Annotated in this window: 18 protein-coding genes and 1 pseudogene; all 19 read left to right on the top strand. The window is 54.7% G+C overall.

Annotated elements, in window-relative coordinates; all coding sequences use genetic code 11:
- A pseudogene (locus ACOTX5_RS25050) lies at positions 1 to 180 on the top strand (DNA-binding protein); the annotation flags it as partial.
- 1 nt (position 181) lies between these two features.
- Positions 182 to 1,288, top strand: a complete 1,107-nt coding sequence (locus ACOTX5_RS25045) for a hypothetical protein (protein ID WP_421632492.1) — start codon at positions 182 to 184, stop codon at positions 1,286 to 1,288.
- A 320-nt stretch (positions 1,289 to 1,608) separates the two neighbouring features.
- Positions 1,609 to 2,361, top strand: a complete 753-nt coding sequence (locus tag ACOTX5_RS25040; RefSeq protein ID WP_234101368.1) for a DUF6651 domain-containing protein — start codon at positions 1,609 to 1,611, stop codon at positions 2,359 to 2,361.
- A 16-nt stretch (positions 2,362 to 2,377) separates the two neighbouring features.
- On the top strand, positions 2,378 to 3,514 hold the full coding sequence (locus ACOTX5_RS25035; protein ID WP_234101365.1) for a P22 phage major capsid protein family protein: 1,137 nt from the start codon (positions 2,378 to 2,380) through the stop codon (positions 3,512 to 3,514).
- A gap of 39 nt (positions 3,515 to 3,553) precedes the next feature.
- The gene (locus ACOTX5_RS25030) at positions 3,554 to 3,823 is read left to right on the top strand and encodes a hypothetical protein (RefSeq protein WP_058646340.1); all 270 of its coding nucleotides are present in this window, start codon (positions 3,554 to 3,556) and stop codon (positions 3,821 to 3,823) included.
- A gap of 2 nt (positions 3,824 to 3,825) precedes the next feature.
- On the top strand, positions 3,826 to 4,308 hold the full coding sequence (locus ACOTX5_RS25025) for a DnaT-like ssDNA-binding protein (protein ID WP_048218125.1): 483 nt from the start codon (positions 3,826 to 3,828) through the stop codon (positions 4,306 to 4,308).
- A gap of 1 nt (position 4,309) precedes the next feature.
- The gene (locus ACOTX5_RS25020) at positions 4,310 to 4,663 is read left to right on the top strand and encodes a hypothetical protein (RefSeq protein WP_022651630.1); all 354 of its coding nucleotides are present in this window, start codon (positions 4,310 to 4,312) and stop codon (positions 4,661 to 4,663) included.
- A gap of 2 nt (positions 4,664 to 4,665) precedes the next feature.
- Positions 4,666 to 5,265: a hypothetical protein gene (locus tag ACOTX5_RS25015; protein WP_048218122.1), complete on the top strand. Its 600-nt coding sequence runs from the start codon at positions 4,666 to 4,668 to the stop codon at positions 5,263 to 5,265.
- Positions 5,255 to 5,704 (top strand): phage tail terminator-like protein, encoded by a 450-nt coding sequence (locus tag ACOTX5_RS25010; protein ID WP_234101364.1) that lies wholly within the window; start codon positions 5,255 to 5,257, stop codon positions 5,702 to 5,704. Before ACOTX5_RS25015 ends, ACOTX5_RS25010 begins: the two co-directional genes overlap by 11 nt.
- Positions 5,705 to 5,750: 46 nt before the next feature.
- Complete coding sequence (locus ACOTX5_RS25005) at positions 5,751 to 6,683, top strand: phage tail tube protein (protein ID WP_234101357.1); 933 nt, start codon at positions 5,751 to 5,753, stop codon at positions 6,681 to 6,683.
- A gap of 142 nt (positions 6,684 to 6,825) precedes the next feature.
- A complete protein-coding gene (locus ACOTX5_RS25000; protein WP_234101355.1) occupies positions 6,826 to 7,716 on the top strand; it encodes a phage tail tip fiber protein in 891 nt (296 codons plus the stop codon).
- Between the two features lie 64 nt (positions 7,717 to 7,780).
- On the top strand, positions 7,781 to 8,119 hold the full coding sequence (locus ACOTX5_RS24995) for a phage tail assembly chaperone (RefSeq protein ID WP_058659084.1): 339 nt from the start codon (positions 7,781 to 7,783) through the stop codon (positions 8,117 to 8,119).
- 62 nt (positions 8,120 to 8,181) lie between these two features.
- The gene (locus ACOTX5_RS24990; RefSeq protein WP_228041321.1) at positions 8,182 to 8,424 is read left to right on the top strand and encodes a DUF1799 domain-containing protein; all 243 of its coding nucleotides are present in this window, start codon (positions 8,182 to 8,184) and stop codon (positions 8,422 to 8,424) included.
- Positions 8,424 to 11,600, top strand: a complete 3,177-nt coding sequence (locus ACOTX5_RS24985) for a phage tail tape measure protein (protein WP_421632491.1) — start codon at positions 8,424 to 8,426, stop codon at positions 11,598 to 11,600. The genes ACOTX5_RS24990 and ACOTX5_RS24985 overlap by 1 nt, the downstream gene beginning before the upstream one ends.
- A gap of 56 nt (positions 11,601 to 11,656) precedes the next feature.
- Positions 11,657 to 12,043: a hypothetical protein gene (locus tag ACOTX5_RS24980; protein WP_127341916.1), complete on the top strand. Its 387-nt coding sequence runs from the start codon at positions 11,657 to 11,659 to the stop codon at positions 12,041 to 12,043.
- Between the two features lie 85 nt (positions 12,044 to 12,128).
- Positions 12,129 to 12,479 (top strand): phage tail protein, encoded by a 351-nt coding sequence (locus ACOTX5_RS24975; RefSeq protein ID WP_022651622.1) that lies wholly within the window; start codon positions 12,129 to 12,131, stop codon positions 12,477 to 12,479.
- Positions 12,479 to 13,249, top strand: a complete 771-nt coding sequence (locus tag ACOTX5_RS24970) for a phage minor tail protein L (RefSeq protein ID WP_022651621.1) — start codon at positions 12,479 to 12,481, stop codon at positions 13,247 to 13,249. Before ACOTX5_RS24975 ends, ACOTX5_RS24970 begins: the two co-directional genes overlap by 1 nt.
- Before the next feature lie 12 nt (positions 13,250 to 13,261).
- On the top strand, positions 13,262 to 13,993 hold the full coding sequence (locus ACOTX5_RS24965; RefSeq protein ID WP_116328767.1) for a C40 family peptidase: 732 nt from the start codon (positions 13,262 to 13,264) through the stop codon (positions 13,991 to 13,993).
- Positions 13,981 to 14,577, top strand: coding sequence for a tail assembly protein (locus tag ACOTX5_RS24960; RefSeq protein WP_116328768.1), 597 nt, complete (start codon positions 13,981 to 13,983; stop codon positions 14,575 to 14,577). Before ACOTX5_RS24965 ends, ACOTX5_RS24960 begins: the two co-directional genes overlap by 13 nt.
- Positions 14,578 to 14,733: the final 156 nt, after the last annotated feature.

Genomic DNA, 14,733 nt, shown 5'->3' with positions numbered 1-14,733 from the left:
CCACCAGCGGCGATGGCCATTCAGTCGCTGCGCCAGGGCGGTGACCTTCGCCGTATCGATGCAATCAAAGCCCTGCAAAAACTCAACCTGATTGATGCCGACGCGGATCCCGATGTGGTACTGAGCGAGTTGCTTGCTGAGTCAGCATCTTTAACTGAACCGCCACCTGGCGAGGTGTGATATGGCTCGCTCGGTAAACGACAGGTTGCAGGATGAGACAATAGCTCATGGGCTTTACGTGACGCGCTACGGTACGGGCGTTGCCCGACGAATGGTGACGCTGCTTAACAGGATGGATGCTGAACTGGCTGCCCGACTGCTTGTACTGCTGGAGGGTAAGCGCGCTGACACCTACAGCGCGCGTCGCCTTGCATCGCTACTGGCTGGTGTGCGGGAGCTAAACCAGCAGGCCTACGAACCGGTCAATGCTACTCTGATGCGCGAACTGATGCGTTACGCTGATTATGAGACCGGGTATCAGTTTGACCTGTTCAGCAGCCTCATTCCAGGACAGGTGCTTAAGCGTGTCCCGCTGCAAAGCATTGTCCCGGAACAGGTCTATGCTGCTGCGGTGGCGCAACCTTTTCAGGGGAGATTGCTGAAAGAGTGGGGCAAGAAACTCGAATCGGATCGGCTGGAAAAAATTACCAGTGCCGTGCGCACCGGATTTCTTCAGGGTGAAACCGTCGAGCAGATTGTGAAGCGGGTCGCCGGCACGCCGCAACTCCACCGCCAGGACGGGGTTATAAATGTTTCACGTCGTGACCTTGCAGTAGTAACCCGCACGGCGGTGAACCATGTGGCCGCTACAGCGCGCCAGGAATTTGCACTGGCCAACAGCGATATCGTAAAGGCCAAGCAGTGGTCTTCGACGCTGGACACCCATACCAGCCAGTGGTGCATCATCCGAGATCGCAAACTCTATTCGCTCGATGGTAAGCCGCTGGGCCATGCAATCCCATATCTGCGCGGGCCCGGCAAAATTCATTTCTGCTGTCGCTCATGCGAAATTCTGATCACTAAATCGTGGGAGGAATTGCAGATAGCCTCTGGCGAACTGAGCAGCGCCACACGCGCTTCGATGGATGGACAGGTGCCATCGCATACCAGCTATGCCGAATGGCTCGTCAGGCAACCGTACGCACGGCAGGAGCAGGTGCTGGGCGTTACTCGCGCGCGGATGCTGCGTGACGGCAAAATCACCGTGCCTGAGATGTTCAATGATGCCGGGGAGTTTCTGACCCTGGACGAACTGCGCCGCGTGGATGCGTCGGCATTTGAGGGATAGGGTATGCGTAATGATGATTTTCACTGCGTGGGCGATGGCCGTGGCAGACGAAGGGTGTTTGTAAATGGCAATGAGGTAAAGAGCTGCGTTTGGGCGGACGTTAAGCGAGGTGTCGCATGCATTCATCCACACCCGCTACGGATCCATAAACGAAAGCGGAGTGAGGTTTACTCCCGCAAGCTACGCGGCGAAATTACAATCGAATTTATCTAACAGGCTGCCTCAGGGCAGCTTTTTTTATGCCTGCCGCTGAGCGGATGCGACGCGGTGCCCGGGTCGGATGACCCTTTACGTATGGCCGGAAGGCTGGAGCAAAAACAATGAAACTGAAACTTGATGCTAACGGAAATGTGGTCGTTGAAAACGGTATGCCTGTGTACATCCATGATGATGGCAAAGAAATCCCGTTCGACGCAGCCGCAGCGATGACCAAAATCACCTCCCTGAACGGTGAAGCTAAAACTCACCGTGAAGCGAAGGAAGCGGCGGAAGCCAGTCTCGCGAAATTCTCTGGCATCACCGATCCGACCAAGGCGCTCGAAGCCCTGGAGATGATGACCAAAATCGACCAGAAAAAACTGATCGACGCTGGCGCTGTTGACCAGGTTAAGGCTGAGATTACCAAGGTATTCCAGCATCAGCTGGATGAAGCGAACGGCAAGACCAAACAGCTCGAAAGCCAGCTCTACAACGAGATGATCGGCGGCCGCTTCGGTGGCTCCAAATTCATCTCGGAGAAGATGGCGATCCCCAGTGAGTTCGTGCGTTCGTACTTCGGGCAGAACTTCAAAATCGAAGACGGCAAGGTTGTGGCCTACGACGGCCAGGGCAATAAGGTGTTCTCCCGCACCAAGCCCGGCGAGCTGGCCAGCTTCGATGAAGCGCTGGAATCTCTGGTCGAGTCGCACCCGCAGAAAGACTACATCCTCAAATCGTCCGGCAACAGCGGCGGTGGTTCTCACCAGTCGCAGCATCAGGCCGGGCAGAAAACCATGAAACGCGCTGCTTTTGACGCCCTGCCACCAGCTGAACAACAGGCTGCGATTGGCGGCGGCACGAGCATCGTTGATTAATCGAAAGGAAAAATAAATGTCCAACACTTTGACTGGCCTGATCCCGACCATCTACACGGCACTGAACCGCGTATCCCGTGAGCAGGTGGGCTTTATCCCGGCGGTGGCCCGTAACGCTAAAGCCGATGCCGCGGCCAAAAACCAAACCGTGACCGCACCGGTAGCACCAAAAACCACTACCGTTGATATCACTCCGGCGGCAACCGCGCCAAACGACGGTGATCAGAACATTGGTACCGTGGACGTGAAAATCACCAAATCCAAAATGGCCCCGGTCAAATGGAATGGTGAAGAGCAGCTTTCCATCGGACCATCAGGCACTTATGACATTGTCCTGGCTGACCAGTTTTCTCAGGCGTTCCGCGCACTGAGCAACGAAATGGATGCTGACCTGGCATCGCTGGCTTATAAGTCTTCCCGCGCTGTTGGTGCTCCAAAAGATACACCGTTCAGTGTCAAAGACGACCTGTCTGATGCGGCGAACGCTCGGCAGGTGCTGACTGATAACGGCGCACCAACCACTGACCTGCGCATGGTACTGGGCGGCGAAGCGATGGCGTCAATCCGTGGTAAACAGTCCGTACTGTTCAAAGCGAACGAAGCCGGTACCGATCAGCTGCTGCGTGAAGGCATCATTGGTCGTGTGATGGGCTTTAACCTGCACGAATCCGCCAACATCAAGCGCACCGCGAAAAGCACGGCGGCGGGCTATAAGGTCAATGGCGAGAAGAAAGAGGGCGACATCATTATTGCTATCTCTGCTGGCACTGGCGGTATTGCTGCCGGGACCGCAGTGAAGTTCGATGGCGATGACAACCAGTACATGGTTGTAGCGGCAACCTCTTCAACTATCACCATCGGCGCACCTGGCCTGCGTCAGGATCTGGCAGATCAGGCAACTGTCACTGTGCTGAGCGAGTTCGTGCCAAACGTTGCCTTTGACCGTAACGCATTCCTGCTGGCTTGCCGTACCCCGGCCATGCCAAAAGGCGGCGATACCGCTGACGACGTGATGAACGTAACCGATCCGGTATCTGGTATTACCTTCCAGATCGCGCTGTACCGCCAGTACCGTCAGGTGCGTTACGAGGTTGGTGTGGCGTGGGGTGTGGCCTCCGTTCAGCCTGAACATTCCACCATCATCATGGGTTAACCCAGGGGGCTTAGGCCCCTTTGTTTTTCAGGAGGCCCAATGGCCGGATTAACCAGAGAACAGCGCGCTCAGCGTGACGCGGAAAAGCTTGCAGCTCAGCAGGCTGCTGATAATAACCCTGCCCAGCAGGAACAGCAGCAGGAACAGCAGCAGGAACAGCAGCAGGAACAGCAGCAGGAACAGCCAGGTATTGAGCTGGTGGTCATGGTACGTGATATCCCAGAGTTCCCCGGCGGTCCGCTGCGCGCTGATGTTCACCCTGCTGAAGTGGATAACTGGCTGGCGCTGGACTGGCGTCTGGAGGAATAACCATGCTGGTTGCCGATCCCCATTCGCCGGACTTTAACAGCTACGCCAGCGTGTCCGACCTGCGGGTCTTTGCCGCCGCGCGCGGATACACCATTCCTGCCGAAGATGGCGAGTGTAGCCAGATGCTGATGCAGTCGATGGACTTTCTGGAAGGAAGGTCCTGGCGTGGTCAGCGCTCCAGCGCATCTCAGCCTCTATCCTGGCCGCGCTCCGGCGTACGCTTCGATGGTGTGGACCTGCCGAATGATGCTATTCCACAGCGCCTGATTGATGCCCAATGCCGCCTGGCTATCGAGTCGCAGGAGATTGACCTCACGCCGTCGGTCTCCGGTGGCGGCGCGGTCATAGCTGAGAGCGTACAGGGGGCCGTCTCTGTGCAGTACGAGCCGGGAACGAATAAGGCCACTCCATCATTCCCCTGGTTCTATTCCTCGCTGCGCGGGCTTGTGGTGGGCGGCAACCAGGTCCGGATCGAAAGGGGGTAGCATGGCAATCGACTATCGCCGCATGCGCGCTACGGCAACGCGGCTCCTGACGGAGAACGGCAAAGCCTACCAACTGACTCGCGGCGGAACCACCACACGCGATCAGTACGGGAAGGAGGTTATCACCGAGCCTATTACTGCGACCGTTACCGGCGTTATCACCGAATACTCCACGCGTGAAATCGACGGTTCACTGATTGCTACGGGCGATAAGAAACTAGCGGCCACGTTTGAAACGGAAGTGCGCATTGGCGACCTCATTGATATCGACGGCAAAAAGTGGCGCGTGGTTCAGCCGAATCCGGTTAAGCCCGCAGATGTGCTGATCTCTTACAACATCCAGCTGAGGACCTGATTATGACCAGTTCTGCAAATCAGCCGTTCCTGGCTGCCATTCAGTTGTTCGTAGATGGTTCAAAGCAGGAGATTGAGGAGGCGGTCCGCCGGACGGGTATCAAAATCCTCGGGCGGTTGGTGGACATGTCACCTGTCGGGCAGCCAGAAATCTGGCAGGTAAACCAGACGGCATCAGCCTATAACACCGCGGTGCGAGAGCATAACGCGGCGCTACGTGATGATCCGGCCAACCTTACAAAAGCAGGGCGGCTCAGGCGAGGCCTGCGTGTCAACGATTCGATGGACATCAAAAAGCCAGAGGGTTATGTCGGGGGGCGATTCAAAAATAACTGGTATGTGGGTCTCGACAGCCAGCCTACAGAGACGAACGATACCCCAGATGCTTCCGGGCAGGGTTCCAACTCCCGCGGGCTGGCGGTGCTCGAAGTGTTCCGGGTGGGGCAGGTGAACTCGATTTACTTTACCAATAACCTGCCATATGCCCAGGCGCTGGAGAATGGTCATTCGAATCAGGCGCCCGGCGGCATGGTCGGACTGACCGCATTGGATGCTGCGCAATATTTCCGAGAGGCAATGAGCGAGGTACGCAATGGTCGGTGATCAGTCCATGCGAATTGCTGAATTGCTGGAGAGCCGGGTGGCGATTATCGCTGAGTCGCTAGGATTGCCGATCGCCTGGCCTAACATCGCTTTTACCCCGCCTGATGATGCCCCTTACGGGCGCGTTTATGTCTTACCTGCGCAAACCGTGGGGCAGGACCTGGAAGGTCAGTTGCGTACATACCAGGGCATTCTCCAGCTCAATATCATTGCACCAGCAGGTAGCGGCGTGACTCTGGCCAGAGGGCTGACAAAGTCGGTCGCAGATGCTTTTCCCGAAGGGCTGCCGCTGGTGGACGGTAATCTGACGGTTTACATCAACGGGCAGCCGCAGGTGAGACAACCCATCCAGGACCGGCCAACCTCGGCGCCCAACGGGTCCAGTGGCTCCATAACCTACACCATTCCCGTCAGCATGCAGTACCGCGCTGACTACTGACCTGCCAGATGGCGGGTTTTTTATTAGCTAAATTCAGGAGAGTGCTATGGCATTCGCAATCCCTAACGGCTCGCGTGTGAACGTGGCCAAGGCCTATCAAGCCCCAATCACCTTTACCGCAGCCTCTAACGCGACGGAATGCGAACTGACCGTTGCATCGGCTTCCGGCATTCTGGCCGGTGACGTAGTTCAGGTGAGTTCCGGCTGGTTAAAGCTCGATAACATGGTGCTGCGCGTAAAATCGGTGACCAGTAATAAAATCGTGCTGGAAGCATTCGACACTACCGATACCACCAAATTCCCGGCAGGCACTGGCGCGGGCACGCTGCGTAAAATCGACTCATGGATCACCATGCCTCAGGTGATGACATTATCAACTGAAGGTGGTGATCAGCAGACCATCAGCGTGCAGTTCCTGGAAGATGACAAAGCGCGCACCATCCCAACGTTTAAAAACGCGGTGGTTCAGGTTTACACCTTTGCGCATGACCCTCAACTGGCGATCTACAAACGCCTCATTGACCTGGATGACTCCAGCGACACAACTGCGGTCTGGTTCCATAACCCACGCGGCAAAGCCGATCGTTTCTACTCAGCCAAAGTATCGTTCCAGCGCGTACCGCGCACGGAAATCAACGCCGTGGAAAGTAACGAGGCGCGCATGAACTTCGAATCGGACATGCAGATTTACCCGATCGCCGATTCATCCGTGACGCCGCTGGCGTTCCTGACCGACCTGCCGGCCACCAAATCGGTTGCCACAGGTACAGCGCTGGATCTGGCGGTGGTAATGAAGGGCGGCTCAGCACCTTACACCTACGTTTGGAAGAAAGGCAGCACCGCTATTCCGGGCAAAACCGCATCGACGTTCAACATTCCATCTGTGGCATCCGGTGATGCTGGCTATTACACCTGCGAAGTCACTGACGCGGCGGGTAAAACTATCACCTCTGCTGCTTGCGCCGTCACGGTCAGCTAACCACTCAAGCCCGGTACGCCGGGCTTTTTTTGCGCATCGCACGCGTACATCAAAGAAAGTCTTTCAGCTGTGAGCCTGGGCAAACCGTTAACTTTCGGCGGATTTGCCGTGCGACAGGCTCACGTCTAAAAGGAAAATTAAAATGTCAGAACCTTCAATCGTCCCTTATGTAAAAACCACTCCCAAACCTTTTGGTGTGGACGTCGAATGGAAATGGCCGGGTGGCTGCGCGGTGCTAGAACTGCAATGCCTTCATGAAGATGGCCGACTTATGAAAGAACGCATCTTCTGGCCAGCTACCGTATGCCTTATTTCCGGCCTCAAAGCTGGTGAGAGATTGCAGGTGCGCCTGCGTCCAATTGCAGAAGATGGCTCAGCACGAGATTGGCGAGCCGGTGACTGGATCGAAGGGGTTTCTTCTGTCGATACCGAAGAGATTATTGAGGCGCTGGACGAAGAGATCCGTAACAGCTGCGCACTTCATGGCCTTAAAGGTGGCTGGTTTGTCGATAAAACCGGCAAGGCTTACATCCACGAAGCGCTGATTGGCGATAGCGTAGTGTCTCAAAACTACAGAGTTAAATTAAATGTCGCCGGCAAAGGTAAGCCGCACGAAGCTGGCATGACCCTCGGAGTTGAAGAAGGAAAGCAGCAGGTAACGTTTAAGGCTGATCGCTTTAAGGTACATGAAGCCGCTCAATCAGCCAGCAATAATGAAGAGACGGCCTTCAATGGTGGTCTGGCTTTTGGTGGTTTCCCTGGGGCAATTAGTCATGATGGAGCTAATCCCGCTGATGGCAATAATGCCACCGCTGAACCAATCAGTTCAATTGCTTCAGCGACAGGCACAGCCACCAAGACGCGACTAACCGACGAGATGCAAGAACTGGTTCTCAAGGCTGTACGTGAAAGTGATCTGTTCACATCCCTTCAGGCAGCATCAGCCTCTGACCTGCAACAGGCAGTGGATGACGCAGTGAACGATACTATCCGCAATGCGCTGAAGCCAGGCGGTCTGCTGTACAAACGATAACACCCCATCACGCACTCGAATATTCAACCCGCTACGGCGGGTTTTTCTTTTCTAAGGAAACGAAATGTCTAAATTTTCTCTGATCCCCAACCCAACTTTTTCTGTGACCGCGAGCATTCCGCGCGCTGGTGCCGAAGACGGCAAGCTGACGTTCACCTTCCGCCATAAGACACTGGAAGAGCTGCGCTCTATGGATGAAAAGCTGCAAAAGTCCGCTGAAGGTAAAAAGGCTGCTATCGAGCCGCAGGCCGACTACCTCATGGAAATTGTCGAGGGGTGGGCACTACCTGACGAGTTCACCCGCGACAACGTTATTGTCCTTCTTCAGAACTACCCGCGCGCGTTCGACAGCATCGGTCTGGCCTACACCAAAGAGCTGATGGGTATCCGCGAAAAAAACTGAGGCAGGTCGCCGCAGCGTTGTACACGCCGGGACCGACGCTCGCGGAGCTGAGCGCTTTTGGTTTGACGCCTGAGGACGTGGAGGAAGAGGTGGGGATCCTGCCCTCTGTGTGGAAGTCTTTCACCATCTTCTCTGCCCTGGCAACCCAGTGGCGCGTCGGCGCGAGCGGGGCGACCGGCCTTGATTATAACGTTCTCCCCTGGATGTTCGAGTTACACGGGGTTGAGGATGCGGCGGCCTGCATGGCTGACCTTCAGATTATGGAAAGCGAGGCTCTCAAGGTAATGCATAAGGAGACGAAATAATGACTGACCAAATCGCCTCGATTACTTTGCGGGCCGATGTATCCGACCTGAAAACAGCCAGCAATGAACTGGATAGGCTCGGCGAGGCGGCTGCTGGTGCCGTAGATAAAGCCGATGACCTGAATAGCGTATTCCGCGCTGGGGCTGAATCTGCGAAGCAGGGCAGCGAAGGGCTGAAAGAGCAGCAGAACGCGCTCAAAGGGCTGCTCGAGAATATCGACCCGGTTACCAAGGCCTTAAACCGCCTGGATGAGCAGCAAGAATCACTGCGGAAATTTCAGGCCAAAGGTTTCCTGGATACCGAGACCTTTCAGGCTTACAACAAAATCCTGGACGACACCCGTCTCAAGCTGACCGACACCGGAGAAGCCGCGGCGCGCGCTCAGGCCGAATTAGCCGCTACCCAGGCGGCAGAGAAGCAGTCCGCAGCGTTAAAGAACCTGCTGGGTTCCATCGACCCGACAATCCGTGCGTTCAACTCACTGGATGAACAGCACGCACAGCTGGTGGCCCATTTTGAAGCAGGGCGCATTAACGGCGCGCAGTTCGAGCACTTCAACACAATCCTTAACCAGACGCGTGAGCGCCTCTCTGGTGTCGCTGACGTACTGCCAGAGGCGCTATCCCGGCAGGAAGCAGCTGCCAGACGTGCTGGTATTTCTGTGGGGCAGTACAGCGCCGCGCTGCGCACGCTGCCGGCGCAGTTCACCGATATCGCGACACAGCTGGCGGGAGGCCAATCCCCTTTCCTGATCTTGCTCCAGCAAGGCGGGCAAATTAAGGATTCTTTTGGTGGATTAGGTCCAATGCTCCAGGCTTTGAGGGACGCATTGTTTGGGTTTAACGAAGAGAGCAGAGAGACAGCGGAGTCGGCAGGAGGCATCAGCGAAGCTGCTGAAGGGCTAAATAACACCAGTGAGGCAGCGGAAAAGTTGGGGCGGGCGGGAGGCCTGTTAAATGGCTTTAACCTCGCTATTGCAGGCACTGTAGGTTTGCTGGCTATTCTGGCCGGGGCTGCTTATAGCTCATCTCAGCAGTTCGACAACGTTGCCAGATCGCTCATTTTGATGGGAGGAGCTGGGTTCTCCTCTATGCAGCAACTGAACGATGCCGCACAAGATGTTGCAGATAACGCCGGCGCCTCCCTGGCTGACTCTGTTGATACTCTCGTGCAACTTAATGACACCGGGAAGTACACAGCCGACCAAATGACGAAAATCGCCAAATCCATTATGGCTATGGGCGATGCAGGGTTGGATACGAAGGCCGCGCTGGCGGATTTTTCACGCCTGGTAAGTGATCCCGTTAAAGCGCTGGCAAGCCTGAACCAGCAATATGGCTTTGTTGATGAAGCCATGATGAAGCACATCATTACCCTGGAGAAAACGAAGGGTAAAACAGCAGCGGCAAACGAAGCGATAACGCTGTTTGCCGACACCATGGAGGACCGCAGTAATAAAATTGTAGAGGCCACCGATAATATCGGGCAGGCCTGGAACGGGCTTAAAGCTTTCTCCTCCGACATTTTCGGTCAAATCGGGGTTACCGTGCGCGCATGGGGCAATCAGGTTATCGAGGTGTTCAAGTTATTGAGCACTTCGTTTGAAGCCCTTTTCGTCAAGATGAAAGAGGTCTCCCTTGAAATTATGGGGGGGATGATTACCGGTTTCACGGATATTGCTAACAAACTACCGGGTGGTGAAGCTCTCATCAAATCCATGGGCTTTGATGGGCTCGCTGAGAGCGTTGCCAAGAAAAGAGAGGCAGCAAGCAAGGAATATACTCAGCTTACCGCTGAGTACAACAAGCACATTGCTAATCTCAGTAAATCCCAGTGGCAATGGGAGGAGGAAGCGAAGAATGGTCTTGGCGGGGGTGTAAAAGGCACAGGCTCAGTTGATCGGCAAACTAAGGATGCCGTTTCAAAGCTTGCTGAGGACTCAGCCAAAAAGACCAAAGAGGCGAAAGCCACTCTGGAAGCTGGCGATCGCACCCTGGAGAACTACCGCGCCCAGGCCAGAACGTTAACTGAAACGCTCGAGACCCTCCGACAAACAGGCGAAACCCACGCTAAAAATACCGAGTTCAGTAAACAGCAATCTCGATTTGCTGAATTGGATGAGGCAGCCAAAACCCGCGCGCTGACTGCTCAGGAAAAATCTTTACTGTCGAGCCGTGAGGCGATTCTGAACGCCGCCAAGGTGGTTGATCAGAAGAACAAGGAAGTAGAGGCGCAGCAGAAGATTAACGGCCTGGCGCAGCAGGCGAATAAATACGTCACGCAGATGTCGGAAAAAACCAGTGCATTGCGTGATAGTGCAGGCCTCAGTAATCGGCAAACGCAGCGCATGATGGAAGAGGCGCAGCTTCGCCAGGGCTGGCTCAACGGTGGCGGTAAGCTTGAGGATGCCGGGTATGAAAAAGAACTGGCAGCTCTCAGGAAATATTATACCGAAGAGGACAAATTACGGGGCGACTGGAAGGCAGGGGCTGTTGCTGGCTGGAATGAATATCTTGACGCCGCCACAAATACCTATGATGCCGTGAAGAACGTCGCCAGCTCCACGCTGACCGGCTTGAGCAACATGCTGACTGAGCTTATGACAACTGGCACTGCGTCAGTTAAAGAGTTCGGCAAATCTATGCTCAAGATGATCCTCGAGATAACCAACCAACTTATAGTGGCCTATACAGTACAGGCCGCGATGGGCTGGATAAGCGGTGGCAGCAAAGGCGGGAGCACACCAGGGGGATCTTACGCGAATGCTGCCGCTGGCCTAACTTTTAACGCTAAAGGCGGTGTTTATGATTCGCCCGGGCTCAGTAAGTACGTTAATGGGGTATACGACTCACCCCAGTATTTTACTTTCCAGGGGGCGTCCAAGTTTGCGAAGGGCGGTGTATTCGCAGAGGCCGGCGCTGAAGCAATCATGCCACTTACTCGGGATTCTGCCGGGCGGTTGGGCGTACGCGCCCAGGGCAGTGGCGGTATGGCTCCGGTTATTAATACCACCGTTAACGTTGATGCTGGTGGTTCTGCAACTGTTCAGTCTTCCAGCTCAGGTGATGCTATGGGCCGTGCCCTTGCTGATGAAATGCAGAACGCTGCGTTGCAGGTTATCCAGAAGCACCTTAAGCCTGGAGGCATGATCTACAACTTCAGTAAAGGCAGGTAGTGTTTACGTCGTCCCCTGGTTAATATGATGAAAACCATAAAAATCAGGGGATGATTGTGTTAAAAAAAATCTTTAAGAAGATACTCAAAACCATTGGTTTGCTCATTTTACTTTTAGTTGTTGTCCTTGTGGCAGCGAGACTTAGTCTGAAAACTGATGACGAATTGAAAGCTGAGGAAGCCAAAGCGTTATCTGATAAGAAGCTGGATGAGTTGAGAAGCGCGTGTGAAGCTTACGTAAGGATGTCAGTCATTAACAAAAGCACCCTGGACATGTCGGTGTTTGGCTCGAACAGATGGCTCGGTGATGACGGTAAGTTTTACGCCACGCAGGAGTTTAGCGCCAAAAATAAATTTGGTCTTGAGCAGAAATTCAGGGCTGAATGTATTGAAGACAAGGATGGGAAGACTGATTACCGGCTTGTAGAAATGAATGGAAGTTAAACCAAAATGGTTTGATATCTTTCCCTCCCATGCTTTCAACCAATATTAAGCCTCGCACATGCGGGGCTTTTTTTATGGAGTAAATATGGCAGTTGAAACATATAGCTGGCGCTCTCAGCTCGGTGCTGGCGCGATTGAATATAGCCAGGCAGTTCGCGCGGCGCAGTTCGGCGATGGCTATGAGCAAGTAGCCGATAACGGTATTAACTCCACGGCTATTCAGGTCCCTATGAAGCACACGGGCAACGAGTCGGAAGTGGACAGGATTCGTGATTTTCTCCTCGCTCATACCGTGAAAGCTTTCATCATTACGCCGCCAGGCGAAGAGAAGGGACTTTACCGCGTCGTAGCCGATTCCGTTCGTAAAACGCAGATCAGCAGCAAAGTTGCTGAGTTGACGTTCACCATCAAACGGGCTTACGGAGTGTACGCATAATGGCATTAGTCGATCAGGCGGCGATGCTGGCGCCGGGTGGCAGGGTCCGCCTGGTTGAAGTTGACGCCTCAGAGTTCAGTGGCGGGATCCACCGATTCCACTACGCACCTTTCCCCCATACACCCGAAGAGATCGATGTTGCCAATGGAGATGAACAAAAGCTCGGACCCAAGCCAATCGTCTTCGGTGGCAATACCTACGATTTTTGGCCATTTCAGGTTTCAGGCCTGGAGCTATCAACAGACCAGGCGGCGGAGCCCACCCTCAGTGTCTCAAACCTTGACGGCCATATCACTGCGCTGTGCCTGCAATTTAAGGACATGGTTAACGCCAAAGTGAGCATTATCGATACCTATGCGGTCTATCTCGATGCCGTAAATTACCCTGGTGGCGTAAACCCTACAGCTGATTCGTCAATGTTCACACTTCAGACCTTCTGGCTTGACACCAAAACCTCCGAAGATGATGAGGTGGTTACCTGGGCACTCAGCAGCCCGGCCGATTTGCAGAGCCTTGTGATCCCCACCCGACAGATCACATCGCTTTGTGAATGGGCGCTGCGCGGTCAGTATCGTAGCGGCGATGGATGCACCTATAACGGCACTGCGTATTTCGACGCGAAAGGGAATCCGGTATCAGACCCTGCCCTTGATGTATGTGGCGGTTGCCTCAGTGACTGCCGCAAACGATTTGGCGCTGGCCTGGCAGACCCTGACGCGGCAATCCTCGATTTTGGTGGCTTCCCGGCAACCGTTCTCTTTATCCGATAACCGGACGTACCAATGAATAAAACCATAATGGCAGCTATCCGGGCGCATGCACTGGATGAATCCCCGCGTGAGTGCTGTGGCTTCGTTATTCAGTCTGGCCGTCGCCAGCGCTACATTCCCGTGCCGAATACGCACGAAAATCCGACAGAGCATTTTCGCATCGACGGTGAGCACTGGGCTAACGCCGAAGATATCGGGACGATTATTCGCGTCATCCACTCCCACCCGGGCGACGGTGCCCGGCCTATTCCGTCCGATCTGGACCGCCAGCAGTGCAACAACTCCGGCGTGATCTGGGGTATTTACTCACCTGACAGCGATGAATACGCCGAGATAATGCCGGAGGCGGTGCCGCTTATTGGGCGTCCGTTCATCCTGGGGTCGAATGACTGTTGGGGGCTGATTATGGACTGGCATGCCATCCAGGGCGTCACGCTGAACGATTTTCGCGTCGATTACCCATGGTGGGAAAGCCAGTACCCGGACAACCTCTATTTCGAAAACTGGGAGCGGGAAGGGTTCGTCGAGTGCGATCCGGCACCAGGCTGTATGGTCATCATGCAGGTTGATTCCGATAAGTGGAACCATGCGGGCATCATCACTGAAGAAGGTGAACTGCTCCATCACCTTTACGGCCAGCCTTCATGTATTACCCCGTATGCCCGAGGCTATTTCAAAGACCGCACGATGATCTGCGTTCGTCACAAAGACCTGCCGCAGGAGATAAATCCATGGCGCGTTTAACCACTATTCGTCTGTATGGCGCACTGGGCGCCCGGTTCGGGCGCGTGCATAAACTGGCAGTGCAGACATCTGCCGAAGCGGTAAAAGCCCTGTGCATCAATTTCGACGGGCTGGAAGACTATCTGATGAATGCCAAAAAAAACGGCATGACCTTCGCTGTGTTCCGCGGGAAAAGAAATATCAGCACTCAGGACTTCCAGGAGCTGACAGGAAACAGTGATATCCGCATTGCGCCGATTATCGAAGGTTCGAAAAAAGCCGGATTGTTTCAGACCATCCTCGGCGCCGTGATGGTGGTTGCAGGACTCGCCCTGGGTCCGGCTGGTTGGGGTGTAATTGGGGCGACTATGGCTGGTGGGCTAATTGCTGGCGGCGTCAGCTCCATGGCCGGTGGCGTCTACCAGATGCTATCTCCACAACCAAGCGGTTTGCAGATGCGCCAGGATGCTGACAATAAACCAAGCTACGCCTTTGGCGGTGCGGTTAATACCACAGCAATGGGAAACCCGGTCGCGCTTCTCTATGGCGTCCGTGAGATTGGCGGCTCCATCATCAGCGCTGGCATAGTCGCCGAAGACATCTGATAACTCCTTTCTGAATATCAAGCACCCAGTCGGGTGCTTTTTTTATGGATGTAATATGGAAGCGATCACTGGTGCAAAGGGTGGCAGCCAGAAGCAGCACACACCTGTAGAACAACCTGATTCGGCGCAGTCAATGGCGCGCTGCCGCATGCTGCT

Source organism: Enterobacter cloacae complex sp. IR5441, assembly GCF_049238215.1.
In the GTDB taxonomy this organism is placed as follows: Bacteria; Pseudomonadota; Gammaproteobacteria; order Enterobacterales; family Enterobacteriaceae; genus Enterobacter; species Enterobacter hormaechei_C.
This window is presented reverse-complemented; position numbering and strand designations above follow the sequence as displayed.

Bases quoted from the DNA above. Each gene is read 5' to 3' on its own strand.
- ACOTX5_RS24965 (WP_116328767.1), top strand. From the start codon at position 13,262: ATGAATAAAACCATAATGGCAGCTATCCGGGCGCATGCACTGGATGAA.
- ACOTX5_RS24960 (WP_116328768.1), top strand. From the start codon at position 13,981: ATGGCGCGTTTAACCACTATTCGTCTGTATGGCGCACTGGGCGCCCGG.
- ACOTX5_RS25045 (WP_421632492.1), top strand. From the start codon at position 182: ATGGCTCGCTCGGTAAACGACAGGTTGCAGGATGAGACAATAGCTCAT.
- ACOTX5_RS25035 (WP_234101365.1), top strand. From the start codon at position 2,378: ATGTCCAACACTTTGACTGGCCTGATCCCGACCATCTACACGGCACTG.
- ACOTX5_RS24985 (WP_421632491.1), top strand. From the start codon at position 8,424: ATGACTGACCAAATCGCCTCGATTACTTTGCGGGCCGATGTATCCGAC.
- ACOTX5_RS24995 (WP_058659084.1), top strand. From the start codon at position 7,781: ATGTCTAAATTTTCTCTGATCCCCAACCCAACTTTTTCTGTGACCGCG.
- ACOTX5_RS25025 (WP_048218125.1), top strand. From the start codon at position 3,826: ATGCTGGTTGCCGATCCCCATTCGCCGGACTTTAACAGCTACGCCAGC.
- ACOTX5_RS25030 (WP_058646340.1), top strand. From the start codon at position 3,554: ATGGCCGGATTAACCAGAGAACAGCGCGCTCAGCGTGACGCGGAAAAG.
- ACOTX5_RS24975 (WP_022651622.1), top strand. From the start codon at position 12,129: ATGGCAGTTGAAACATATAGCTGGCGCTCTCAGCTCGGTGCTGGCGCG.
- ACOTX5_RS25020 (WP_022651630.1), top strand. From the start codon at position 4,310: ATGGCAATCGACTATCGCCGCATGCGCGCTACGGCAACGCGGCTCCTG.
- ACOTX5_RS25005 (WP_234101357.1), top strand. From the start codon at position 5,751: ATGGCATTCGCAATCCCTAACGGCTCGCGTGTGAACGTGGCCAAGGCC.
- ACOTX5_RS24970 (WP_022651621.1), top strand. From the start codon at position 12,479: ATGGCATTAGTCGATCAGGCGGCGATGCTGGCGCCGGGTGGCAGGGTC.
- ACOTX5_RS25040 (WP_234101368.1), top strand. From the start codon at position 1,609: ATGAAACTGAAACTTGATGCTAACGGAAATGTGGTCGTTGAAAACGGT.
- ACOTX5_RS25000 (WP_234101355.1), top strand. From the start codon at position 6,826: ATGTCAGAACCTTCAATCGTCCCTTATGTAAAAACCACTCCCAAACCT.
- ACOTX5_RS25015 (WP_048218122.1), top strand. From the start codon at position 4,666: ATGACCAGTTCTGCAAATCAGCCGTTCCTGGCTGCCATTCAGTTGTTC.
- ACOTX5_RS25010 (WP_234101364.1), top strand. From the start codon at position 5,255: ATGGTCGGTGATCAGTCCATGCGAATTGCTGAATTGCTGGAGAGCCGG.